Source organism: Roseiflexus sp. RS-1 (assembly GCF_000016665.1).
In the GTDB taxonomy this organism is placed as follows: domain Bacteria; phylum Chloroflexota; class Chloroflexia; order Chloroflexales; family Roseiflexaceae; genus Roseiflexus.
This window is the reverse complement of the sequence record NC_009523.1, coordinates 895,491-919,222: the sequence shown is the minus strand read 5'-3', so window position 1 is coordinate 919,222 and position 23,732 is coordinate 895,491. Positions and strand designations below refer to the sequence as shown.

General features: G+C 58.8%; 14 protein-coding genes and 1 pseudogene. 6 read left to right on the top strand and 9 right to left on the bottom strand.

The features are described 5' to 3' along the window. Positions 1–10: 10 nt before the first annotated feature. Together ROSERS_RS03825 and ROSERS_RS03820 are read left to right on the top strand one after the other, a co-directional pair. Positions 11–1,315: a hypothetical protein gene (locus ROSERS_RS03825; RefSeq protein WP_011955511.1), complete on the top strand. Its 1,305-nt coding sequence runs from the start codon at positions 11–13 to the stop codon at positions 1,313–1,315. Between the two features lie 93 nt (positions 1,316–1,408). After that, entirely contained in the window at positions 1,409–2,098 is a 690-nt protein-coding gene (locus ROSERS_RS03820) for a phosphoadenylyl-sulfate reductase (RefSeq protein ID WP_011955510.1), read from the top strand. Between the two features lie 757 nt (positions 2,099–2,855). On the opposite strand, the gene ROSERS_RS03815 is transcribed toward ROSERS_RS03820, so the two are convergent. The 7 genes from ROSERS_RS03815 to ROSERS_RS03775 all read right to left on the bottom strand — a co-directional run bounded on the left by ROSERS_RS03815 (position 2,856) and on the right by ROSERS_RS03775 (position 12,690). Beyond that, complete coding sequence (locus ROSERS_RS03815) at positions 2,856–4,109, bottom strand: hypothetical protein (protein WP_041332953.1); 1,254 nt, start codon at positions 4,107–4,109, stop codon at positions 2,856–2,858. Positions 4,110–4,125: 16 nt separating this feature from the next. Next, positions 4,126–5,655, bottom strand: a complete 1,530-nt coding sequence (locus tag ROSERS_RS03810; RefSeq protein ID WP_011955508.1) for an AAA family ATPase — start codon at positions 5,653–5,655, stop codon at positions 4,126–4,128. Beyond that, positions 5,652–7,829, bottom strand: a complete 2,178-nt coding sequence (locus tag ROSERS_RS27300; RefSeq protein WP_011955507.1) for an HsdM family class I SAM-dependent methyltransferase — start codon at positions 7,827–7,829, stop codon at positions 5,652–5,654. The genes ROSERS_RS03810 and ROSERS_RS27300 overlap by 4 nt, the downstream gene beginning before the upstream one ends. A 3-nt stretch (positions 7,830–7,832) precedes the next feature. Further along, positions 7,833–9,011 (bottom strand): restriction endonuclease subunit S, encoded by a 1,179-nt coding sequence (locus ROSERS_RS23925; protein WP_011955506.1) that lies wholly within the window; start codon positions 9,009–9,011, stop codon positions 7,833–7,835. Next, complete coding sequence (locus ROSERS_RS03785; protein ID WP_011955505.1) at positions 9,008–10,612, bottom strand: type I restriction-modification system subunit M; 1,605 nt, start codon at positions 10,610–10,612, stop codon at positions 9,008–9,010. The genes ROSERS_RS23925 and ROSERS_RS03785 overlap by 4 nt, the downstream gene beginning before the upstream one ends. A 422-nt stretch (positions 10,613–11,034) precedes the next feature. Continuing rightward, a complete protein-coding gene (gene tnpA / locus ROSERS_RS03780; protein ID WP_011955504.1) occupies positions 11,035–11,448 on the bottom strand; it encodes an IS200/IS605 family transposase in 414 nt (137 codons plus the stop codon). Positions 11,449–11,913: 465 nt separating this feature from the next. Further along, entirely contained in the window at positions 11,914–12,690 is a 777-nt protein-coding gene (locus ROSERS_RS03775; RefSeq protein ID WP_157040960.1) for a hypothetical protein, read from the bottom strand. A 57-nt stretch (positions 12,691–12,747) separates the two neighbouring features. Between ROSERS_RS03775 and ROSERS_RS25795 the strand changes: the two genes are divergently transcribed. Further along, positions 12,748–12,990 carry a hypothetical protein gene (locus ROSERS_RS25795; protein ID WP_157040959.1) on the top strand — a complete coding sequence of 81 codons (243 nt, stop codon included), beginning with the start codon at positions 12,748–12,750 and terminating at the stop codon, positions 12,988–12,990. 10 nt (positions 12,991–13,000) lie between these two features. On the opposite strand, the gene hsdR is transcribed toward ROSERS_RS25795, so the two are convergent. Further along, positions 13,001–15,700, bottom strand: coding sequence for an EcoAI/FtnUII family type I restriction enzme subunit R (gene hsdR / locus ROSERS_RS03770; protein WP_011955502.1), 2,700 nt, complete (start codon positions 15,698–15,700; stop codon positions 13,001–13,003). Between the two features lie 272 nt (positions 15,701–15,972). Here hsdR and ROSERS_RS03765 point away from each other — a divergent pair, with 272 nt between their 5' ends. From ROSERS_RS03765 to ROSERS_RS03755, 3 genes and pseudogenes are all read left to right on the top strand, one after another. After that, positions 15,973–16,704 carry a metallophosphoesterase gene (locus ROSERS_RS03765; RefSeq protein WP_011955501.1) on the top strand — a complete coding sequence of 244 codons (732 nt, stop codon included), beginning with the start codon at positions 15,973–15,975 and terminating at the stop codon, positions 16,702–16,704. A 122-nt stretch (positions 16,705–16,826) separates the two neighbouring features. Beyond that, the gene (gyrA, locus tag ROSERS_RS03760; protein WP_011955500.1) at positions 16,827–19,298 is read left to right on the top strand and encodes a DNA gyrase subunit A; all 2,472 of its coding nucleotides are present in this window, start codon (positions 16,827–16,829) and stop codon (positions 19,296–19,298) included. A gap of 31 nt (positions 19,299–19,329) precedes the next feature. Beyond that, a pseudogene (locus tag ROSERS_RS03755) lies at positions 19,330–20,348 on the top strand (Uma2 family endonuclease). A 164-nt stretch (positions 20,349–20,512) separates the two neighbouring features. On the opposite strand, the gene ileS reads toward ROSERS_RS03755, so the two are convergent. Further along, entirely contained in the window at positions 20,513–23,722 is a 3,210-nt protein-coding gene (ileS, locus tag ROSERS_RS03750) for an isoleucine--tRNA ligase (RefSeq protein ID WP_011955498.1), read from the bottom strand. Positions 23,723–23,732: the final 10 nt, after the last annotated feature.

Sequence of the window (23,732 nt, the reverse complement as noted above, 5' to 3'; positions counted from 1 at the left end):
CTGCGTGGCGATGCGTACGGTCCGACTGTTCCTGGTCGCCTTCCTGCTGGCATCGTGCGCCGCGCCGCAGGTGTCGATTGCGCCACCCACACCCATCCCATCGCCTTCTGCGTCCGCCACGCCCCTTCCGTCCGCCACGCCCACCCCGACGGCCACTGTCACACCGGCGCCGACGGCGACTGCCACGCCCACGCCGACGCCCTCCCCCGCCCCCACGCCAACCCTGACCCCCACACTGCTTCCCACGCCTACACCAGCGCCGGTCCGCGCCGGTCCGCTCCAGTTCGGCGTCGCAGCGCATCTGTTCTACACCGCGCGCCGGTTGCCGTTGCAGCGCGCCAGCGAAGCTGGCTTCACCTGGATTCGCCAGCAGATCCACTGGAAAGACCTGGAAGGTCCGCCAGGTCGTTACGCCTGGGGTGAACTGCCTGCCGTTATCGACGCAGTAGATGCCGCCGGTTTCCGCCTGCTCATCACAATTGTGCGCGCACCAGCGTTCTATTCGCGCGGCACGTATGGTATGCCGGATAAACCAGAGCATCTGGGAAATTTTGTCGAAGCGCTGGTTCAGCGTTTCCCCGGCAGCATCCACGCGATCGAAATCTGGAACGAACAGAACCTGGCGCACGAAAATGGCGGGCGTGTGACGCTCGAAGATGCGGGACGGTATGTTGAACTGCTATGCGTCGCCTATTCGCGGATCAAAGCGATTGATCCGTCAATCGTTGTTCTGGCAGGCGCGCCCTCCTCAACCGGCGTCACCGATGCGCGGATCGCCGTGGACGATATGGTGTATTATTCAGCAATGTACACCTACCGGGACGGTGCCATCCGGGACTGTATGGATGCACAGGCGGTGCATCCCGGCGGCGCGGCGAACCCGCCAGACACCCTCTGGCCCATCAATCCGAGCACGGCGCGCGGCTGGACTGATCATCCCACGTTCTATTTCCGCCACGTCGAGAACGTGCGTCGCCTGATGGTCGCTCATGGTCTGGAGGACATCCCGATCTGGATCACCGAGTTCGGATGGGCGACGCGCAACACGACGCCGGGGTTCGAGTATGGCAATCAGGTGTCGTTCGAGCAACAGGCGGAATACATCGTCGGAGCGATGCGACTGACGGAGGATCAGTATCCGTGGGTCGAAGCGATGTTTCTCTGGAACCTGAACTTTGCCATCCTGCGCGCGCGCAGCGGTCAACCGTTGCACGAGCAGGCGTCGTTTGCCATTCTCAACGCCGATGGCAGCCCACGCCCTGCGTTCCTTGCGATTCAGCAGTATCTCACCGGGGAAGGACGGGGTGGACGTTGAAGGTGGGAAGGTTGAAGGTTGAAGGTTGAAGGTTGAACCCGGTTCTCAGTTCCTGGTTCTCAGTTCCTGGTTCCTGGTTCTTGGAGGCGTACCGTGTGGTCATCGGAAGAACTTGAGCGACTCAATGAACATTTTCAGAACCAACCGCCGGAGGCGCTGCTGACCTGGGCGACGCAGACATTCCACCCTCGCCTTGCGCTCACGTGCAGTTTCAGCGGACCGTCGGGGATGGTGCTGCTGGATATGGTCGCCCGATCAGAGCTTAACATAACGGTTATCTTTCTCGATACCGATCTTCTCTTCCCTGAAACATACGAACTTGCTGCGCTCGCCGAACAGCGCTACGGCATACCGATCCAGCGCCGTCGTCCCGCGTTGTCGCTCGAAGAACAGGATCGTCAGGAAGGACCGCATTTATACGCTCGTGATCCAGATCGGTGCTGTCATCTTCGCAAAGTGACGCCACTCACCGAAACACTGCGTAACTACGACGCCTGGATCAGCGGCATTCGCCGTGATCAGTCGAACACCCGTGCAACGGTTCATCTGCTGGAGTGGAACACACGCCATAACCTGGTGAAAATCAATCCACTCGCATTCTGGAGCGACCGGCAGGTCTGGACCTATATTCATACACACCGGGTTCCGTACAATCCGCTGCTCGACCAGGGGTACCCCAGTATTGGCTGTACTCCCTGCACCCGCCCTGCCAGCGCCAGCAACCCGCGCGCCGGGCGCTGGGTCGGGTTTGCCAAGACCGAGTGCGGGTTGCATACGGGGTGAAAAGGTGTGCGGGCAGAGATGCGGGTTGAAAAGGTGCGGGCAGAGGGAGGTGTGCGGGCTAAAGTGCGGGCTGATGGAGATTGAGAATTTATTCCGCTATCCCGCGCTAGCCGTGTGGCTGAAGCCCTCGGCTAGCCAAGGCGAAGCCCGCCTGCGCGGGCTGTAGCGGATTATTTACTCAAAGACCATAAGCCCTCCCTGAGGGCGTGGCAGGAAGGTGTGCGGGCTGAAGCCCTTTCTGAGAGCGTGGCCGGAAGGTGTGCGGGCTGAAGCCCTTTCTGAGGACGTGGAAGCCCCTGCGGGGCTGGGGTGTGCGTGGGTGGCGGTGGAGGCGCGGGGGTGTGCGGGCTAAAGCCCTTCCTGAGAGCGTGGCCGGAAGGTGTGCGGGCTGAAGCCCTTTCTGAGGACGTGGAAGCCCCTGCCGGGCTGGGGTGTGTGGGTGGGGGGAGGGTCAGGTGTGTGGACTGAAGCCCGTCCTGAGGGCGTGGAAGCCCCTGCGGGGCTGGGGTGTGTGGGTGGAGCGCGGGGGTGTGCGGGCTGAAGCCCTCCCTAAAGGCGTGGAAGCCCCTGCGGGGCTGGGGTGTGCGTGGGTGGGGGGAGGGTCAGGTGTGTGGACTGAAGCCCGTCCTGAGGGCGTGGAAGCCCCTGCGGGGCTGGGGTGTGTGGGTGGAGCGCGGGGGTGTGCGGGCTGAAGCCCTCCCTGAAGGCGTGGAAGCCCCTGCGGGGCTGGGGCATACGCGCGCGAAGGGGATGCAGGTCAAGGTAGACCCTGGTTATATAATTCTCGACTTATTTCCAGCACTTTATGGGCAGGCAAAGCGGGGATATCGGGCGATGGATTTTTGATAATCTCGTCCAACGTTTGAATCAGCGGAACCTCGTGCGGTGGTTGATGGTTTTGAATGGCTGTTTCGATCTCCGTGACCAGAAGATAGCTCAGATACCATATCAACACATAATCCCAGGATGTTGCCCCAAGGTCTTCAATGAAGTAGTTCAGCAACCTCTCCAGCACGGTTTTTACCTTGAAGACATCTAATGCTTCATTCTTTTCGATTTCAGCGAGAGCAAAGTGACTTATCTGACGCCAGAGTTGTTCACCAATCCGGTGAATCTGGCTTTTCCAGCGTTGAGGGACGTCGTAGATCTCTAAAAAAGCCGTCACTCTGGTATAGAAAAGGCTATTATTATTGTTATTGCGCTCTACGATGTACAAATCAGGTTTGTTTCCATCGAATATGACTGCACCATGCGACCGCACAGACTCATTGCGATAGGGTAAGAAAACTTCGCCCAGGGTGCGCCGACGTGGTGAACAACCCCGCCCTTGGAGTGGATCTTTATTGTGGTGTGCTGAATTGCATGCCTGGCAGATGGGGATCAGGTTGTAAGGATGACATGCGAGATGCGGGTACACGCTCTTGGGGAAGTAATGTTCGATGTCGCTGTGGACGTGACCGCGAATAATCGTGATCGGGCGATGTTCATCACAAATGGCACAAACCGATTGCCGGGGATTTGCTTCTTCATACGCCTTGAAGAATTGCTCACGTCCGTACCTGGAGTATTTCCTGGAGTTTGAAGCCAGGATATCAGTAGGGATACCGTTGCTCAATTGATCGTAGAATGCAAGCAGGAATTGTTTCGCCCCTTTTTGATACGCTGGCAAATGTCTGTCATCGGCAAAGCAACATTCTAATGTTTTGTTAAGCTGTCCACAATAAAGGCGTAAAACATCTTGTTGCATAGACTCAACCAGACTCCGGCGCTCACACTGGGTTCCGGTCACAAATGTTTGCAAACCCTCTCTAGTGTCTCTGTGCCTACAAATCCAATTCGCCACACGCATAGCCCGCTGCTGGGACATTTTGCATTTCAGCGCGGTTTGCAGGTCCTGCTCAGTAAAATTGAGCTGGATTTGCACTGCACAGGCTAAAACATCGATTTGCAGACAGGTTATCTGCCATAAATAGTACTTTGTTTCGTGGGCTAGGCGTACTTCGTGGATCATTGCAGAAGCAACTCAATTATGGCAGTCCGACCATTTCACGACGAATACGATATGCCCAATAGCCAGGAGAAACCTGCTTAAGCTTTTCATCCAGGAATTTCCGGCGTTCCGTTGCAGGCTTTTGGTAGGCTTCCCCCAGCCACTGTTCGATCTCGTTCACGCTGTGTTGACCCATTGCATGCGGTGCGTCGAAGACATGCACCATGATGTCGCTGGGGTCTGCGCCAAAGGTCTGGATGGATGGCATACTCATTGTATCAGTCAGCATACCGGAACGTCTTAACACTACCACATCTTCTTTGGGAACATCGCTGAGCGAAATACTGGAATGGGTGGCAATCAGGAGATGACTGCGGTGCGGCTTTCTTTTTCCCGCCAGTATCTGGTGAATCGTGTCTACGATGTGACGTTTCCAGTAGTCGTTGAAGTGTACTTCCGGTTCATCCAGCAGGATCAGCGACTCAACGTCGCCGAATAGCATGAAGAGGCACATGCGTCCGAGAAAACTGCGTTCGCCGTCACTGAGCCATTCCCAGGTGTGAAGAGGACTTGCCTGTTTTTCAGTCTTGGCGCGCTCCAGGAAAAGGTTAACTTTGGTAAGCAACGGCGATTCCTGGCTATACCAGTCGGCCAGTTGTTCAAAAAGCGCTAAGGCGCTGCCATGTTCTTTCAGCAATCTGGCAAATGTATCGGGCTGAAAAACCATCAAGACTCTGCCGCCGCTGCGAATGGCACGGCTGGCATGTTGACCAAAACGCTGCCAGATTTGATTGCGCTCGTTGACGCTGGCATAAGTCAGGTTGAATTGCAGAGAAAACCCCGCCATCCCTTGAAAGTTGACTTGCTTGAGTGCGTTTGCCAGGGGGGATTGCTGTTCTGTTTCGTGATGCAAGAGTAGTCCTGCCAGCGCTACCAGCGCCAGTTGGGCCTGCCGGATGAAGCGAAACTGTGGTGCTTTACCCTCTTGCTTCTCTGTTTGTACCCACGACCAGCCGGTCCGTTCCTGAAGGGTGCGTTCTGCGGCAGTCATTTCTAATTGAACAGGTCGGTCGGAAGCGTTTGCCTGGGGATCGGGTTGATCGTGATCGAGCCACTCGTCTTCACTCCCGGTCGTGTAGGCAATGATGCGCTCAGGTAATAGTTCTGATTCGACAACATCTTTCAGATGTTCATCGTCAGGACTTTCGACGTCGTATGGTGCATCTAACCCGCCAGCGGTGCAAACGAAGTATCTATCCAGAGATTGCATGGCGCCGTCGGGTGTGCGATGGATATTGGCGATGTAGATTTTTTTGTGCCTGTCGCCTTCGCGATAGTATTCCAGAATAAACGGCAGATCGCTTAATTCCTCAAACGAGACGGTAACGCCACGAAAGATGCGCGCCAGCAGACGCAGGACAGTGGATTTACCGGTACCGTTGACGCCAACCAGGAAATCCAGATGATATGGACGCTCTTGATTGTCTTGTGGTGCGCCAGGATCGAAGCGCACATCCAGCTTGCTCAACACTCGATAGCTGTCAATATAGAAACGTAACAGCCTCATTCGTTGCTTTTCTCCCCTGTCCAACGATCATTTGATTCTGCCAGACGATAGAGATTGAGCAGTTGCCCGCTTTCTGGATGTTTCAAAGTAATCGGAACGATTAAGCCCATAGCCTCAAACATTTCCAAAGTCAGGCGCTTCTCGATTTCGGTGCATCCATCAACAGCAATATCGGCGGCCGTGAAGGGACGGGCGGATTCACCATCTTTGAAACCCTCGATAGACTGCCAGATTTCGTACTGCTTGTCGCTCAACGCGCCAAACGGCGTTTGAACATCTACTTTGCCGGGAATGGAGTATTCCGGTGAACGTTGAGGAACCAGCCAGCCAGTCAGTCTATTCATGCGCTGGGCAAGCTCCTGCTGTCGTTGATAGATACCCAGCAAAGTGTCGTGCGGGCGTTTCAATTCGGCGCGGATTTCGGGGGGACGCAGGTAATCATCGGGCTGTAGGGTGTACTTACGCGCTTTCAGCGTCGCTCGTGGGATGGCAACGCCCATCAACTGCGGACGTTCTGTGGCAAACGTAATCATCAGACCGCCAACCGTTTGTTTTTCCGCGCTTCCCCAGCGGATGCTTTGCGCCTGGAAGACATTTGGCGGCGAGAGAGGGTCTTTCTTTTTCAAGCCCAGCCGTTCTCTGACCAACTTTTCTGCATCTTCCACTTCTTCCAGCGGCACTTCTTCCGGCACTGGCGAGGCTTGCGATGCAAACTTCCAGAATGTGCGCTTCTCCTGCTGTTGAACTTCCAGTAGAAACAGGGCAGGTTCTGCCGCCTGGGCAGACGCATCCCCATCTCGCACTTCTGTTCCCTGGGCAGACGCATCCCCATCTTGCACTTCTGTTCCCTGGGCAGACGCATCCCCCTCCAGACCAGTTGTAGCAGCTAGACCAGCCTGCACTTCTGTCCCCTGGGCAGACGCATCCCCCTCCTGCACTTCTGTCCCCTGAGCAGACGCATCCCCATCTTGCACTTCTGTTCCCTGGGCAGACGCATCCCCCTCCAGACCAGTTGTAGCAGCTAGACCAGCCTGCACTTCTGTCCCCTGGGCAGACGCATCCCCCTCCTGCACTTCTGTCCCCTGAGCAGGCAGGTAGCGAACCGAAAGCAACGACACCCCTGCTGCGGGACGGATCAGATACCCCAGCAGGGTGCCGTTTTCGCTAAGCCGCTGAACGGCCAGGGGTATTCCTTCCTGAAACGCAGGCGGTTGACGGAACGCAGTGACGGCTTGTTCCACCAGCGTCAGGTCGTTGGGCGTTTTGGGGTCGGTAGTCAGGTCACGCCCGCGCCCGCTGACGTAGCCATCATAGACCGGATGCAGGAACCAGGTGCATCCTTCCTCCACAGGCTTTTTGTTCTCAATCAGCAGCAGATGGGTAGTGAGTGTGCTATAAGGCTGGAATGCGTCTTCGGGCAGGGTGATGATCGCCTCTAGCGTCACGTCGTCTACCAGACGCTGACGCAACTTCTCTTCAGCACTGCTGTTGCTGAACAGCACACCGCCGGGCGCCAGCAGGGCGGCGCGTCCGTTAGTTGCCAGATGATTGAGTGCCAGGTTGATAAGCGCCGTTTCACTGCGTGTCCCGAAGTCACTCGCGATTTTTTCCCCAAAGGGCGGATTCATTACAATCCGCTCAAATCGCTCGTCGCTCTTGGCCACGCGCAGCGCATTACCCTCGCGGATGTCGCCCTGTTTCTCATGCAATTGCAGGTTGGCGCGGGCGATGCGCGCCCATTCGGGCGAGATGTCCACCCCGACCAAACTGCTGCCCTGACTGTGGATGAGCAAGCCGCCTGAACCACAGGCAAAATCGGCGACGACTTTCTTCGTGGTCTCAGCCAGCGCCGTCATCAGGCGAACGATGTGCCGCGGTGTAGGGTATTGACCACCAGGACGCATGTTGTCCAGGCGGAACAAGATATAACGGTCGAATAGGACGCCTGCGCCGCCAGCCTGCTGGCTGGCTTTCTCCAACTGCTGGCGGACATTGTCCTGGTCGAACTCCTGTGGTACAGAAAGAGCGGGCAGGGATGAGTCGAGTTTGACGCCTTCCTGTTCGAGCAGCAAGGCGGCAGTCTGCTCAATGATTCGCAGGTCGTCGGTGATACCTGCGCGGCGAAACGCTGCCCAGACGTTGTTCAACAACGATGCGATCGACTCTCCTGCCATCGGTCACACCTCCCCTCGAAACGCCGCTGCCAGGATGGATTGTTCTAGCACCTCTATATCACGCAGGTCCTGCGCCAGTAAATCATCCATTGCACGAATTTCTTCGGCGATGTGTTCCAGGTAGGCGACGATGCGGCGTTGTTCGGTAAGACTTGTCGTTGGAACTAAAAAATTCTTAAGTCTTCTTCCAGAAAGATTTGGAATTGCGGTTCGGCTTTCTTCACCTTGATATATTTTGAATAGTTGATAAGCTGCTTTCATCCAGTAAACATAGAATTTAGGATCGGCATCATCGCTTTTACGGCGTAAACGATGGATGTGGTTCTGGTACATGACTAACGGCAACTGGTCTTCCCAGACAGCAGCTCTACCTACATCTCCGCCCTCGCAAATGAGTAAATCGCCTTTTCTGAGCTTCAATCGTTCAATTTCATCTTCTGTAAAATCCATTACATCCACGTCGCTTGTATCTACTTCACCCCATAAGATATTTTTGGTACGAAGAAAAGGTTGTGGATTTCTCCCTTGCCTGCGGCGCGGAGACATGGACGCGCCTTGCTGCAATTCAAACAAATCATCAATAGACTTCCACCCCCACCCCTTTGGCATCTCTCCATTCGGGTTGGGGAACACCTCCGCCAGCGCGGATTCCATCACCTGCGCCAGGTCGCGGCGCATGGCCTGGATGTCTTCGCGCATAGCGCGGGTCTCGCCCAGCAACAGTTCCAGCCGTGCGACGATGCGGCGTTGTTCGGCGAGCGAGTGGGCCGGGTCGTCGGGGTAGGGAATGGGAACTTCGACACTATACAAAACATCACGGTTTAAGCCCGGAATTGCGGCAGATTGTTGTAAGCGGTCAATTTGTTGACTTCGCAAAAATTGGTAAAGAAATTGGGGGTAAAGGATTTCTGGGAATTCATCAATAAAAAATGTTGTATCAATCGGCCAACAAGCTATCTCGCTCCAATTCACTGCTCCAGCAGAACCTTTGCGACCAATCACAATCGTTTGACCTTTTGTAATTGATGTATCATGGAAGCCCACAACACCGTTTGCGCCATAAACAGGCACATTTCCGGCTTTTCGTTGTTTCTCTGATAAGCCCTTGCCATAATTTACAGTTACCAGGGTCTTAAGTCTCTTCCACCCCCACCCCTTCGGTAGTTCCCAGCGTTCCATCATTCTTCCTCCTCCCCATTGCTCACCAGAGCGTGCAGGCGTTCCATAGCGGCGCGCAGTTCACGCTGCCGTTCGAGCAGGCGGACGGTCAGCTCGGCGGGGCGCGGCAGCGTGGCGCGTTCGCCCCGATACGGGTTGCGGGCGCTCAGGTCGTAGCCACGGGCGCGCAGGTCGTCAAGGGTTTCGACCCAATACGGTCGGCTGGCCGTCTCGCCTGCGGTGCGCACCCCGACAGCCAGCGGGAAGGGCCGTTCCCCCTCACCGTCCAGCCAACGCTTCCACTGTTCCCACAGACGGCGGGCTTCGGTGAAGTGTTCATCCAGGATCGGGCTACCCTTGCTGAATTTCTTCAGCCCGGCGGGCAGGGGCAGTTCATAGTACCAGGTCTCGTTGCGCGCCAGCGGATTGCGGATATGGCTGCCCTCGGTGCGGCGGAAGAAGAGCAGGGCGGTCTTTACATCCGAATAGGGTGCAAACGCTCCCGGCGGCAGGCTGATGACAGCGAACAGGTGGAAATCGTCCAGCAGCATGCGCTTGACCTCGGCAAACGCACCGCTGCGAAAGAGCGTGCCTTCGGGAACGACCACCGCAGCGCGGGCGTTGGCGGTCGGTTTCAGTTTCTTGATAATATGCTGCAAAAAGAGCAACTCGGTTGCGTTGCCAGGGACAGGAAAGTTTTGCTGAATATGCCGGCCCTCCTTGCCGCCAAAGGGTGGGTTGGTCAGCACGATGTCAAAGCGTTCGGCGACGCCAGTCTTGACGCTCTCTTCCAGGGTGTTGGCGCGAACGATGTTCGGCGTCGTCACCCCGTGAAGGATGAGATTCATCGTCCCCAGCAGGGCGGCCAGCGCTTTCTTCTCCCGTCCGTAAAAGGTGCGCTGCTGCAACGTTTCCAGGTCTTCTAATGTATGGGCGTTTTTTTCCATCCAGAGATGCGCCTGCGCTAAGAAGCCGGCTGAACCGCACGCCGGGTCATACACCGTCTCGCCGATCTGTGGGTCGATCACCTCGACCATGAAGCGGATGATCGGGCGTGGGGTGTGAAACTCGCCAGCAATCTGATTCTCCTGCCCCATCCGTGCCAGCAGGTCTTCATAAAAGCGGGTGATCGTAAAGAAATGGTCGTCGCGCTCGAAGTCAATCGCGTTGATGATGGTCAGCACATCCTTCAGATTGTAATCCGAGGCGCAGACCGGCACATTGCGCACCACCGTCTGATCACCAATACTCTCGTCGGAAAACAGTCTGGCAATCGTGTTCGCCAGCGGCGAACCGTTCAGGCTCGCCAGTCCCGGCAGCAATCGGCCACGCACAAATGCGACGAGTTGCCCTCTACTTGAATCCCATTTCTGAAGCGCTTCCGGGCCAGCCCAGGCATCCCAGGCGAGATCGGGTGGGAGTACTGGAATGTAGGTCTCACCGCGAAAGGCAGCTTCCTGGGCGCGTTTTTTCTCTTCCTGGTCAAAAAACTTAAGGAACAGCAACCAGGCAAGATGTTCGGTGTATTGCATCACGCCGCCGACATTGTTATCGCGGCGCAAAATGTCACAGGCGCGCCACAGATCGGTGCCGAGCGTTTCGTTAAGTCCAAGACTGAGTTGCATCGATCAGGTCTCCGTTTCTGGCTTCAGGTCTGGTTTTGGTTGCGCGCGGTGCGGGCTGAAGCCCTTTCCGCGATTCTTGCAGGCGGGCTGAAGCCCTTTCTGAGGGCGTGAAAGCCCCTGCGGGGCTATGGCGTCCATCACCGTCCACCTGCTGAAAGGGCGCCTGGTTGATCCAGCCCGCAGGGCTTGCACGATGTGAGGCAGGGCTTCAGCCCGCCGATCACGACGCCCGCCGACCGATTTTGCCTTCGATCCCTGCGTGACGCCCGCGCCTCTTGTGTGCGGGCTGAAGCCCTCTCTGAGGGCACGGAAGCCCCTGCGGGGCTATGCGAGACCGGAGTTCCTGCGCGTGTGTGTGCAGGCATTGAGCGCGGAATGCATCCCCTGGCGCGTCTTCCAGAGAACCGTTCACGAATCGCGCGCTATTCTTCGTCATGGCTCTCTTCATAAGCGTCGATGGTCGTTTTGTTTGCGTGATGTTCCTTTTGCCGTGCAGCATACGCCATCACCGTTTCCAGCGACTGTTCGCCAATGCTCAATGCGCCATATCCGCTTTGCCATTTGAATTGACCATCGCTGTCCGGCATACGGTTAATAGCATACGCGCTTGCGCCTTTGAGATGACGGACACATTCCGCTACTGCTAGTTTGGGTGGGATGGATGCCACGACATGCACATGGTCTTCTACATTGCCTGCCGCATGGATTTTTACGCCCAGTTCTGCAGCCTTGCGATACAATACACCATAAAACATTTTCTCGCGCTCCCCCGTTAAGGTAGGCAGACGGTCTTGTGTTGACCAGATAAGGTGGTAGTGGAGTCGCCAATAGGTCATCGTAGATTCCCTTGTCCATCAGGTTGACTCTGCTCGTACGGGCTGACGCCCGCGCCGCGATTCGTGTGGGCGATGAGTGCGGGCTGAAGCCCTTTCTGAGGGCGTGAAAGCCCCTGCGGGGCTATGATGTCCATCACCGTCCACCTGCCGAAGGGACGCCTGGTTGATCCCAGCCCGCAGGGCTTGCACGATGTGAGGCAGGGCTTCAGCCCGCCGATCACCGCCGATCACGATCCCAGCCCGCAGGGCTTGCACGACGTGTGGCAGGGCTTATGGAGATTGAGCATTTATTCCGCTCTACCGCGCTAGCCGTGGGGCTGAAGCCCTCGGCTATGGAATGCAAAGCCCGCCTGCGCGGGCTATACCGAATTATTTCTTCAAAGACCATCAGCCCGCCGATCACCGCCGATTACGATTGCAGCCCGCAGGGCTTGCACGATGTGAGGCAGGGCTTCAGCCCGCCGGTCACGACGCCCGCCGACCGATTTTGCCGTCGATCCCTGCGTGACGCCCGCGCCGCGATTCGTGCGGGCGATGAGCGATGAGTGCGGGCTGAAGCCCTTTCTGAGGGCGTGAAAGCCCCTGCGGGGCTATGGCGTCCATCACCGTCCACCTGCCGAAGGGGCGCCTGGTTGATCCAGCCCGCAGGGCTTGCACGATGTGAGGCAGGGCTTCAGCCCGCCGGTCACGACGCCCGCCGACCGATTTTGCCGTCGATCCCTGCGTGACGCCCGCGCCGCGATTCGTGCGGGCGATGAGTGCGGGCTGAAGCCCTCTCTGAGGGCATGAAAGCCCCTGCGGGGCTATGGCGTCCATCACCGTCCACCTGCCGAAGGGGCGCCTGGTTGATCCAGCCCGCAGGGCTTGCACGATGTGAGGCAGGGCTTCAGCCCGCCGGTCACGACGCCCGCCGACCGATTTTGCCGTCGATCCCTGCGTGACGCCCGCGCCGCGATTCGTGCGGGCGATGAGTGCGGGCTGAAGCCCTTTCTGAGGGCGTGAAAGCCCCTGCGGGGCTATGGCGTCCATCACCGTCCACCTGCCGAAGGGGCGCCTGGTTGATCCAGCCCGCAGGGCTTGCACGATGTGAGGCAGGGCTTCAGCCCGCCGGTCACGACGCCCGCCGACCGATTTTGCTGTCGATCCCTGCGTAACGCCCGCGCCGCGATTCGTGCGGGCGATGAGTGCGGGCTGAAGCCCTTTCTGAGGGCATGAAAGCCCCTGCGGGGCTATGGCGTCCATCACCGTCCACCTGCCGAAGGGGCGCCTGGTTGATCCAGCCCGCAGGGCTTGCACGATGTGAGGCAGGGCTTCAGCCCGCCGATCACCGCCGATTACGATTGCAACCCGCAGGGCTTGCACGATGTGAGGCAGGGCTTCAGCCCGCCGATCACCGCCGATTACGATTGCAACCCGCAGGGCTTGCACGATGTGAGGCAGGGCTTCAGCCCGTCGATCACCGCCGATTACGATTGCAGCCCGCAGGGCTTGCACGATGTGAGGCAGGGCTTCAGCCCGCCGATAACTTTGATCCATCGATAGCGCTCAAAAATCAACCAAACGAATACAACCGCCGCTGGAGTTCCATCACCGTCTGGCGCAGTGCTTCGCCTCCGCCAAATTGCTGACTGACGCCTTTCAGCCCGCCCAGCGGTTTGAACGCAGGTAGACGAAAAACGCGCGGATTGACCATTTCCTCCACTCCACTCAGGCGGTACTGCTCTAACAGGGCTTCAATGACGCGCCGCTGCTGATCAGGAAAGGCTTTCAGCCAGTCGGCGTGCTGCTGCAAAAATGCCTGAGCACGCTGATCACGGGTAAGAATGGGGTGGCGCCCGAAAGCGATATAAGCCAGAACATCAAATGGGTCTGTTTGCCGAATGTCCAGAACTTCAGCCAGGACATCAGGGTATACGCTGACATGCTGTAACTCATCTTGCGCTTGCCGACGTTGTTTTTCCTCTCGCCAGATTTGCACCAGTTTCTCCCAACTTGAAATCAACGCCCGTGTTTTCTCGCGTGAGTAGTCCACATACTGTTCGAGTGTAAGCGGCTCGTTCAGCCCTGCGACCAGAAACGTGGCTTCCTCAGCAATCGTTACCTGCAAATTTTTGACCACTATCTCCTGCCGTCCACTCTGCTGGATTGGCGAGAGTTCAAAATCGAGCGTGACAGGCGTGCTGTCCTGCGTGTTGATATGCTTCTGCTGGCGGTTGAAGCGCGGAGCATAAACCACAATGGATATTTCGCCCACTGGCAAGTTCTCGAAACGGTATTGGCCGTTTTCATCGGTCAGGATCGGACCTCGCTGGTCGTTCGGACCGGCCATTACCGCCACACTTGCCCCTTGAATCACGTTGCTGCTCTTTGCCAGACGCACCGTTCCCTGTGCGATACCGGTCTGAGCGTTTGGGTCGGGCGCTACCTGTACTGGACGGGTTGGACAATCCCAGCGCGGATCGAGCAGGCGGGTGGCGTTGGTGTAATCAATAATGCGGAACCACAGTTTGCCGGTGGCCGGATCAAGGCGACTGCCACGCCCGATGATTTGCTTGAAAAGAATCGGCGAGGAAATTGTTTTCATAAAGACGATATTCCGGCAGGCGGGCACGTCTACGCCGGTCGAAAGCAATTCGGCAGTGGTGGCTACCACTGGTGTTTTGCGGTCACTATCCTGGAACTGGTTAAGCCAGCGCTGCGCCTGCTCGCCCTCTTCGCTGACAATGGGTACAGCGTAATCATGACCCAATCCTAAGCTGGCGAATTCGTTGTTCAGCAGACGGGCGACTTCCCGGGCATGTTCCACATCCACGCAAAATACCATTGTCTTGTGCAAGGGTCCGAACTGACGGAGCAACTTCGCCAGGTGCTTTACCAGCGTATGGGTGCGGTCAGGCAGGCGAATTTCGCGCTCGAAATTGGGGGTGTAATACTCCTCGCGCACTTTGGCGTCTTCTGGCACAATTACTTCGGCGCCCTGTTCCAGTACTCTGGATATGTGCAAACCATCTTTATCTATGCTGGTCAGCACGCGGTGGACTTTATACGTCGCCAAAAAGCCATCTTCGATACCCTGGCTCAGGCTGTAGGTGTACGCCGCCTGGTGCAATACACCTTTGGAAGGGTCTTGCGGGTCGAGCGGGATGGCTGGCTCTTCGGCACAGAAGTAAGCGTAGGTATCCACATTTTCGTCTTGCCTGGGGGTGGCAGTCATTCCCAAATGGATGGCGCTCTCGAAGTGATCGAGAATCTCTTTCCATGTGCCAAAGCCGGAGCGATGCGCCTCGTCCACAATCACCACATCGAAAAAATCGTGCGGGAACTGCTCGAACAGACGCTTCCCTCTGGGATCGGTTGCCCACAGCGTCTGATAAATGCCAAAATACAGGTCGTATTGCAAACTCAGGCGGCGTTTGCCATCCAGCATAAAGCGCGGGTCACCATGGTCGCTCGCAAAGGGGCTGAACGCATTATACGCCTGGTTGCGCAATACCTCGCGGTCTGCCAGGAACAAGATTTTACCCGCACGTCCCTTTTGTTGATGCAACCAGCCCGACTTGACCAGTTTCCAGACGATCTGCATGGCGGTAAAGGTCTTGCCAGTACCGGTGGCCATGGTCAGCAGGATGCGTTTTTGCCCGCGCATCACGCGCACCAGCGTTTCACGGATGGCGGCTTCCTGAAAGTAGCGCGGCTCACTGCCCCGCGTCAGGCTGGACGGCGCGTAAGGATGCAGCAGGGGGTTGCGCTGGCGGGCGGCGGCTACGGCAGCGTTGTACAGCGGGCGCAACTCTGCGATTGTGCGTCCTGCCGCTTTAGGCGAATGAACGCCGGTGTTCAACTCCCAGCGCCGCCACAACTCATCAGGCGACGGGAACTCTTTGAGTTCGCGTGTGGTATCGGTGAACCCATCCCACTCAATAATCTCGTGACCATTGGTGGCATAGGCGAACATCAAATTGTTCTCGCGGGCGTAGCGTTTGGCTTGCTCCAGACCGGCGACAGCGGGCAGGTCTTCGGCTTTGGCTTCTACGACGGCTATTGGGAACGCTTCGGTGTAGCGCAGGAGATAGTCCACAACGCGCGGTTTCTCACGCTCGACGCGTCCGCCGCGCAGAATAACTCGCCCTGGTGTGTATTGCCAGTCAGGACGATAATAGTGCTCACGTGTCACCTGGCTGCGCGTCCAACCGGCACGGTTGAGTAACGGATCGACTAATTGCGCACGGGTGTCGGATTCGTTGCGCGGCATAAGACGCACCGTTGAGCGAAAAGCACAAAACCACTCGACTCACCACAAAGCCCAGCCCTGCCAGTAGTCTCGCACATCACTGAACCATCACCGGGGCAGGTAATGGTGGTGATTATTATAATATCAAAACAACCCACAAAATAACAACGCGCGCCACGCCGTTCAGGTCGGTTGTGACGCCGGGGGAACGTATTGCCTGGCATTGATTACCAGCAAGTCGAAAAGCAGGCGCAGTCGCCACCTATTTGGCATACCCGCACAAGTCTGGTACCATGCGCAGCATGGTATGGAGCATCTCAGACCTGCATCTTTCCTTCGCCCGACCCAAGCCGATGGACATTTTCGGCAGTCGCTGGAAGGACCACCCGGAGCGCATCGCCGCCGCCTGGCGTGCGCGGGTCAAGCCCGATGACGTTGTGCTGCTCGCTGGCGACACCTCGTGGGCAATGAAGCTTCAGGACGCGCTGGTCGATCTCCAGTGGATCGCGGCGCTGCCGGGGCGCAAGATCATCTCGCGCGGCAACCACGACTACTGGTGGAGTTCGGAACGCACCAACCGGGTGCGGCGTTCACTCCCTCCGGGCATCGATATTCTCGAAGCGAGCGCGATTGACATTGGCGAAGCGGTGGTGTGCGCCACACGCGGCTGGAATACGCCGGAAACCCCCGGATTTCAAGAGTCGACCGACCGCCCGTACTACGAGCGCGAATTGATGCGGCTCGACACGGCGCTGGCGGCGGCGCAACATCTGGCGTCCGGCAAACGCCCCATCATTGTCATGATCCACTTCCCGCCGTTCGCGGGGCGCCGCCCGACCGAATTCGCGCGCCGGATTGCGGCTGCAAAGGCGGCCGCCTGCGTGTATGGGCATCTGCACCGCCCCGAAGATTGGGCGGTAGCAACACAGGGGCTGGTCGATGGCGTCTACTACCAGTTGACGTCGTGTGACTACCTGGGGTTTGGACCAGTGGCGGTGCGCGGACTACGTCCCGTCGTGGAGTAGAACAAAGGTTTGAAAATTCTGGACAAACACACGACTTAACGGTATACTACACCTGGAACAGATGCAGGCAGAGCGTTATCCGGCGGCTTTCATGCCGCCGTTGATCATGTTCAGGAGATCGTATGGAAATCGGGATCGTTCGACCGCGCAACATTACCGACGAGATGCGCAGCGCGTACCTCGACTATGCGATGAGCGTGATCGTCTCGCGCGCGCTCCCCGATGCGCGCGACGGTCTCAAACCGGTTCAGACGCGCATCCTCTATGGTATGTGGGACATGGGGATACGGGCGAATCAGCCGTTCAAGAAGTGCGCGCGTATCGTTGGCGAAATCCTGGGCAAGATGCACCCTCACGGCGATAGTGCCGTGTACGATGCGCTGGTGCGTCTGGCGCAACCCTGGAATATGCGCTACCCACTCGTCGAGGGGCAGGGGAATTTTGGCAGCATCGACGGCGACCCGCCAGCGGCGATGCGTTATACCGAGGCGCGTCTTACGCCGATCGCCGAAGAAATGCTCGCCGACATCGAAAAGAATACTGTCGATTTCCGCGACAACTTCGATGGGCTGTACCGTGAACCGGTCGTTCTGCCTGCGCGTATTCCCAATCTGCTGCTGAACGGCGCCGCTGGCATCGCCGTCGGTATGGCGACCAACATCCCGCCGCATAATCTGAACGAGGTGTGCGACGCGATCACGCATCTGATCGATAACCCTGATGCAACGATTGAAGACCTGGCCAGAATCATGCCCGGTCCCGACTTCCCCACTGCGGGTATGATCCTGGGAACGGAAGGCATCATGAATGCCTACAGCACCGGGCGCGGGCACATTACTATTCGCGCAAAAGCGCATATCGAAGAGGCGGCGCGGGGAGCATTCCACATTGTTGTGACCGAACTTCCCTATCAGGTCAATAAGGCGCGCCTTCAGGAGCGTATCGCCGAACTGGCGCGTGATCGCAAGATCGAAGGCATTCGCGATGTGCGTGATGAATCCGACCGTAGCGGCATGCGGCTGGTTATTATTCTGAAGCAGGACGCGCAGCCCAAAAAGGTGTTGAATGCGCTCTACAAACACACGCAAATGCAGACGACGTTCGGCGTCAACATGCTGGCGCTGGTCGAAGGGGGGCGGCAGCCACGTCTGTTGACGCTCAAACGCCTGTTGCAGGAGTACATCGACCATCGCCGCGAGGTCATCCGTCGTCGGACTGAGTTCGATCTCGATAAGGCGCGCGCACGCGCCCACATCCTCGAAGGTCTCAAAATTGCGATCGATAATCTCGACGCGGTGATTGCAACGATCCGCAATTCACGCTCGCGCGACCATGCGCGCACCAACCTGATGAATGGATTTGCGCTCAGTGAGGCGCAGGCAAACGCAATTCTGGAGATGCAACTGGGGCGACTCGCCGCGCTCGAACGGCAGCGGATCGAAGAGGAGTACCGTGAGGTCATCCAGTTGATCGGCGAACTCGAGGATATCCTGGCAAACCCGCGCAAGATTCTGCACCTGATCAAGCAGGACCTCGCCGACCTGAAGGCGAAGTACGGCGATCCGCGTCGCACGCGCATCATCCCCGATGCGGATGGCGAAGTGAGCGACGAGGATCTGATCCCGGACGTTCGGGTGCTGATCACGCTTACCGATCGCGGGTATGTCAAACGCCAGTCGCCCGACATCTACCGGACGCAGCGACGCGGCGGGCGCGGCATCCGTGGCGCGACCATTCGTGAGCAGGATGTGGTGCGGCACATTCTGGCCGCCAGTACCATGGACGACCTGCTTTTCTTCACCGATCGCGGCAAGGTGTATCAGATCAAAGCGCACGAACTCCCCGACGCCAGCCGAACCGCCAAGGGGCTGCCGCTGGTCAACCTGATTGCGCTCGAACCGGGCGAACAGGTCACATCGGTGCTGGCAGTCCCCGATTTCGAGAAGGCGGAATACCTGATTATGGCGACGGTGCGCGGCAAGATCAAGCGCACGTCCATCAAAGAGTACAGTCAGGTGCGTTCCAATGGATTGATTGCCATTGGTCTCGAAGATGGCGATGAATTGGGCTGGGTGGCGATGACCCAGGGGCACGAGGATGTGCTGCTTACCACTGCCCGTGGGCAGACCATCCGGTTCCGCCAGGAAGAGGTGCGCCCAATGGGGCGACCGGCCACCGGTGTCATCGGTATCGCGCTCGCCGAAGGGGATCGAGTGGTCTCGATGGACCTGGCGCGCGAAAACGCGGCGCTGCTGGTGGTAACCGCCAATGGCTATGGGAAGCGCACCGCGCTGGAAGAATACCCGGTCAAGGGGCGCGCCACCGGCGGAGTCATCACGATCCGGCTCCGCCCCGGCGATGAGGTTGCCGTCGCCCATGTTGTGCATGAGCATTCGCTGCTGACGTTTATCACCGAGAGCGGCATGGTGATGCGCACCGAAGCCGACGGTATTTCAATGTTCGGGCGCAATACGCAGGGTGTGACGATTGTCAACCTGGCGCCGAACGACCGCGTGGCGGCGCTGTGCGTCGAGGAGCCGGACGAGAGCGAAGAACGCAGTGATCGTGTGTTGATCGACCCGACCAGGGGGTAAAAGAATCGTTAACCGCACGTGAGGAACCGCTATGACGCACACGACGACCCCCGCATCTGCGCCGGGCGCACCGCCTGCCGACGACCGTTTCGTTACGGCTGGCGCCTCGTGCCGCGTCCCACCCCCGACAATCCGCATCATCTGGAACAGGTTCCGCTGACCCTGGAGGATGTCCTGCACCCGGAAGTGGGAGATTTCATCGTGCACAGCGACCGCCACGCGATCGACCGGATGTACCTGACGGCAGTGCTGCGCACCCGCCTGGAGGAATCCGGCGCGGCGATTGTGCTCAGCGATGTGCGCATTGCGTGGGATGTGCCCGACCTGCGCCCGCACGGACCGGATGTGATGGTCATTCCCGGCATCGTCGAACGCCAGGACTGGAGCACGTTCGACGTGGCGGTCGAAGGGGCGCGTCCGGCGATGATCATTGAAATCACCTCGCCGGAGACGCGCGAGAACGATCTGGAGATCAAGGTTGACCATTACGCGCGGGCAGGGGTGCCGCAGTACGTGATTGTGGACAATCAGAGTCGCAGGGGAGCGCGCCGCCTGCGACTGCTCGACTATCGGCTGGCCGACGGGGTGTATCGACTGCACCCGCCGGACGCGGCAGAGCGGGTGCATCTGGTGATTGCCGACCTGTGGCTGAGAATTGAAGGCGATCACGTCGTCTGCTACGACGAGCACGGTGCGGCGTTCGGCGACTATGCGACCGTGGTGCGGCGGGCGAAGGAAGCAGAGCGGCAGACGCGGCGGGAAGCGGAACGGGCACGGCGCGAAGCAGCAGCGCGGGAAGCCGAAGCGCGCCTGCGCACCGCCGCCGAGGAGCAGGCGCGGCGAGAAGCGGAACGGGCGCAGCAGGAAGCAGCGGCACGGGAAGCCGAAGCGCGCCTGCGCGCCGCTGCCGAGGAGCAGGCGCGGCGAGAAGCGGAACGGGCGCAGCAGGAAGCAGCGGCACGGGAAGCCGAAGCGCGCCTGCGCGCCGCTGCCGAAGCGCGCCTGCGTGCTCTTGAGGAAGAACTGCGCCGGTTGCGCGGCGAAGGGTGACGTTTCTGGCTGCGCCCTTCGTCGCGCCAGGCGCAGCCAGGAAGAGGCGATGACGCGCCTTTACATCTCCAGGCGCGATCCATCGAAATGCCGCAACCATCCCCTCGCGTCTGAACGCCGTAATCCCCGCGCGTAGGGGAACAAGGGGAACAGACCGTCGCCCCTTAACGCCGGCTGACGCCGATGATGAGCGTGCGCCCCCCATCGAGTTCCAGCGTTGTGGTGTGTACGTGATCCGGCGGCGCACAGAGGCGCAGGTCGTCCGCCAGCGTCTCTTCACGCACATAGTCGCCCCAGGCGCGCAGCATGGCTTCTACCTCAGCGTCGCCGTCGGCGCCGCCCAGATAGACGATGATCCGGTCGCTGATAGCAAACCCGGCATCTTTGCGCGCATCCTGAATATTGCGCACCAGTTCGCGCGCCAGCCCTTCCATCGTCAATTCCGGCGTCAGGGTGGTGTCGAGCGCAACCAGAACGCCGCCATCCTCGGCGACCGCGTACCCCTGCGGAGAACTGCTTTCGACCAGCACCTCTTCCGGCAGAAGTTCGATGGTCTGCCCTTCAATGGAGAGGGTGATGTTCCGCCCCTCTTCGACCGCCTGCGCCGCCGCGCGCGCTGCATCGCCCGTCAGGTCGCGGAGCGCCTCAGTGAGCGCTGGCACCAGTTTGCCGTATTTGCGACCGACCAGGCGCAGGTTGGGTTTGAAGCGGTACTCGACCAGGCTGGTTGCGCTGTCGAGGTAGCGCACTGCTTTGACGTTGAGTTCTTCGCGCAGTTCCGCCTCAAAGCGACGCAACCCTTCAAGCGCGGCGGGGGTTGGGGCGCGCACCCACATCTCGCGCAGCGGTTGACGCACTTTGATGCCCGCTGCGCGCCGCGCTGCGCGACCGACCGAAACGGCTTTCAACAGCACTTCTGTATCGTCCACCAGGCGGTCATCGAGGAGCGCCTCGTTGACGACGGGCCATGCCGCGAGGTGAACGCTCTCCGGCGTATCGGGGGAGGCTTCCTGTGCCTCCAGCCCAACCAGGTTGCGGTAGATCGCATCTGCCACGAACGGAATGAATGGCGCCACCAGTTTTGCGACGGTGAGCAGACAGGTGTAGAGCGTTGCATATGCTGCCTGCTTGTCACGGTCGTGCTCGCTCTTCCAGAAGCGGCGCCGGTTGCGCCGCACGTACCAGTTCGACAGTTCATCAACGAAATCCTCGATGGCGCGTCCCGCCGTCGTGACATCATAGGCTTCAAAGGCGGCGGTCACATCGCGCACCAGACTGTTCAGCCGCGCCAGCGCCCAGCGATCGATCGGAGTGAGCGTCGCCGGATCGAGGTGTTCCGCAACGCCATTGTTCCCCGGACTCCAGCCATCCAGGTTGGCGTAGGTCACAAAGAACGCATAGGTATTCCACAGCGTCAGCAGGAACTTGCGTAAACTCTCAGCGACCAGCCCTGCCGAAAAGCGTCGCGGACTGCCGGGGGGCGCAGCGGTGAACAGATACCAGCGCAGCGCGTCGGCGCCATGCTCGTTCATCACCATCCAGGGATCGACGACATTGCCGCGCGACTTGCTCATCTTCTGCCCTTCGGCGTCGAGAATGTGCCCCAGGCAGATGACATTCTTGAACGCCGGGCGGTCGAACAGCAGGGTTGAGAGCGCGTGCAGCGTGTAGAACCATCCACGGGTCTGATCCACCGCTTCGCAGATGTAATCCGCCTGCTTTGCCAGTTCGTAGATCTCGGCGTTCTCCATCGGATAGTGCCACTGCGCCACCGGCATCGCACCTGAGTCGAACCAGCAATCAGCAACGTCGGGGATGCGCCGCATCAGACCGTGCTGCGGATCGACCCAGGTGAGTTCATCGACATAGGGACGGTGCAGATCGAGGTCTTTCAGGCTGCGCCCCACTTTTTGCTCCAGTTCTGCCAGCGAGCCGATGCACTCGGCGTAGCCGTCTTCCGCTACCCAGATTGGGATCGGCGTCCCCCAGTAGCGCTCACGACTCACCGCCCAGTCGATGTTGTTTTCCAGCCAGTTACCGAACCGTCCTTCGCGAATGTGCTCCGGCACCCAGTTGATCAACCGGTTGTTCGCCACCAGACGATCCTTCATTGCGGTGGTGCGGATGTACCACGAGCGTTTGGCGTAGTAGAGGAGCGGCGTGTCGCAACGCCAGCAGAAGGGGTACGAGTGCTTGACGCGCCCGCTCTTCAGCAACAAACCACGCGTCCTCAGGTTGCGCGTGATATCCGGGTCTGCCTGTTTGAAGAACTTGCCAGCAAAGCCGAGCGATGCAAACTCTGGCAGCACATTGCCTGACAGGTCAACCGAGAAGAGGGTCGGCAAGCCGTACTTCCTGCCGATCTCAAGGTCGCCATAGGCAGGTGCGATGTGCACAATGCCGGTGCCATCCTCCAGCGACACAAAATCATCGGCGACAACGGTATAGGCGCGCGACCAGTCGACCGTGTCGCCGGGAGCGGGTACGCCATCAAACAGGTTTTCGTAGCGTGTTCCCACCAGATCGGCGCCACGGAATGTCTGCTCAATCGTCACGCCATCGCCCAGCACCGTGTGGACCAGCGCCTCCGCCAGCACCAGACGCTCGCCGTCGAACGAGGCGAGCACATAGGTTGCATCAGGCTTGACCGCCAGCGCCACGTTCGCTGGCAACGTCCAGGGCGTCGTCGTCCACGCCAGGAATGCCGCGCCGCGCAGCGCCTCCTGGTTCGTCTCGCGCACACGGAACTTTACCCACACACTCGGATCATCAACGTCGTCCCTGAAACCGAGCGATACCTCGTGATCCGAGAGAGATGTTCCACAGCGCGGGCAGTGCATCGATACCTTGTAGTCGCGGAAGAGTAATCCACGATCCCATAACTGACGGAAGATCCACCAGAGCGACTCGATATAGTCATTCTCATATGTGATATAGGCATCGTCACTGACCCAGTACGCAATGCGGCGGGTGAACTGCCGCCAGTCCTGAATATACTCCCAGACGCTCTTGCGGCACTGTGCGTTGAACTCCGCCACGCCGTACTTCTCGATATCGGGCTTGCCGCTGAAACCGAGTTTCTTTTCAACCTCGATCTCCACCGGCAGACCGTGGGTATCCCATCCTTCGCGTCGTCCGATGATCCGGTAGCCCTGCATTGCCCGGTAGCGACAGATGACATCCTTGAAAATGCGCGAGATTGCGTGGTGGATGCCGGGACGACCATTCGCCGTCGGCGGACCCTCGTAAAAGACAAACGGTTTATCGCCAGACTCCAGGCTTCGCTCGACGATCCGCCTGGTTTGCCACAGGTCGAGCACCTGCTCTTCGAGTCGTGGAAAGTTGACCCTGGTATCGACGGGCTGAAACGCCATGCGCAACCTC

What these genes read in the sequence shown, in the direction of transcription:
- ROSERS_RS03825 (WP_011955511.1), top strand. Translation starts at nt 11, where the DNA reads ATGCGTACGGTCCGACTGTTCCTGGTCGCCTTCCTGCTGGCATCGTGC.
- ROSERS_RS03815 (WP_041332953.1), bottom strand. Translation starts at nt 4,109, where the DNA reads ATGATCCACGAAGTACGCCTAGCCCACGAAACAAAGTACTATTTATGG.
- ROSERS_RS03810 (WP_011955508.1), bottom strand. Translation starts at nt 5,655, where the DNA reads ATGAGGCTGTTACGTTTCTATATTGACAGCTATCGAGTGTTGAGCAAG.
- ROSERS_RS27300 (WP_011955507.1), bottom strand. Translation starts at nt 7,829, where the DNA reads ATGGCAGGAGAGTCGATCGCATCGTTGTTGAACAACGTCTGGGCAGCG.
- ROSERS_RS23925 (WP_011955506.1), bottom strand. Translation starts at nt 9,011, where the DNA reads ATGATGGAACGCTGGGAACTACCGAAGGGGTGGGGGTGGAAGAGACTT.
- ROSERS_RS03785 (WP_011955505.1), bottom strand. Translation starts at nt 10,612, where the DNA reads ATGCAACTCAGTCTTGGACTTAACGAAACGCTCGGCACCGATCTGTGG.
- tnpA (WP_011955504.1), bottom strand. Translation starts at nt 11,448, where the DNA reads ATGACCTATTGGCGACTCCACTACCACCTTATCTGGTCAACACAAGAC.
- ROSERS_RS03775 (WP_157040960.1), bottom strand. Translation starts at nt 12,690, where the DNA reads ATGGACGCCATAGCCCCGCAGGGGCTTTCATGCCCTCAGAAAGGGCTT.
- hsdR (WP_011955502.1), bottom strand. Translation starts at nt 15,700, where the DNA reads ATGCCGCGCAACGAATCCGACACCCGTGCGCAATTAGTCGATCCGTTA.
- ROSERS_RS03765 (WP_011955501.1), top strand. Translation starts at nt 15,973, where the DNA reads ATGCGCAGCATGGTATGGAGCATCTCAGACCTGCATCTTTCCTTCGCC.
- gyrA (WP_011955500.1), top strand. Translation starts at nt 16,827, where the DNA reads ATGGAAATCGGGATCGTTCGACCGCGCAACATTACCGACGAGATGCGC.
- ileS (WP_011955498.1), bottom strand. Translation starts at nt 23,722, where the DNA reads ATGGCGTTTCAGCCCGTCGATACCAGGGTCAACTTTCCACGACTCGAA.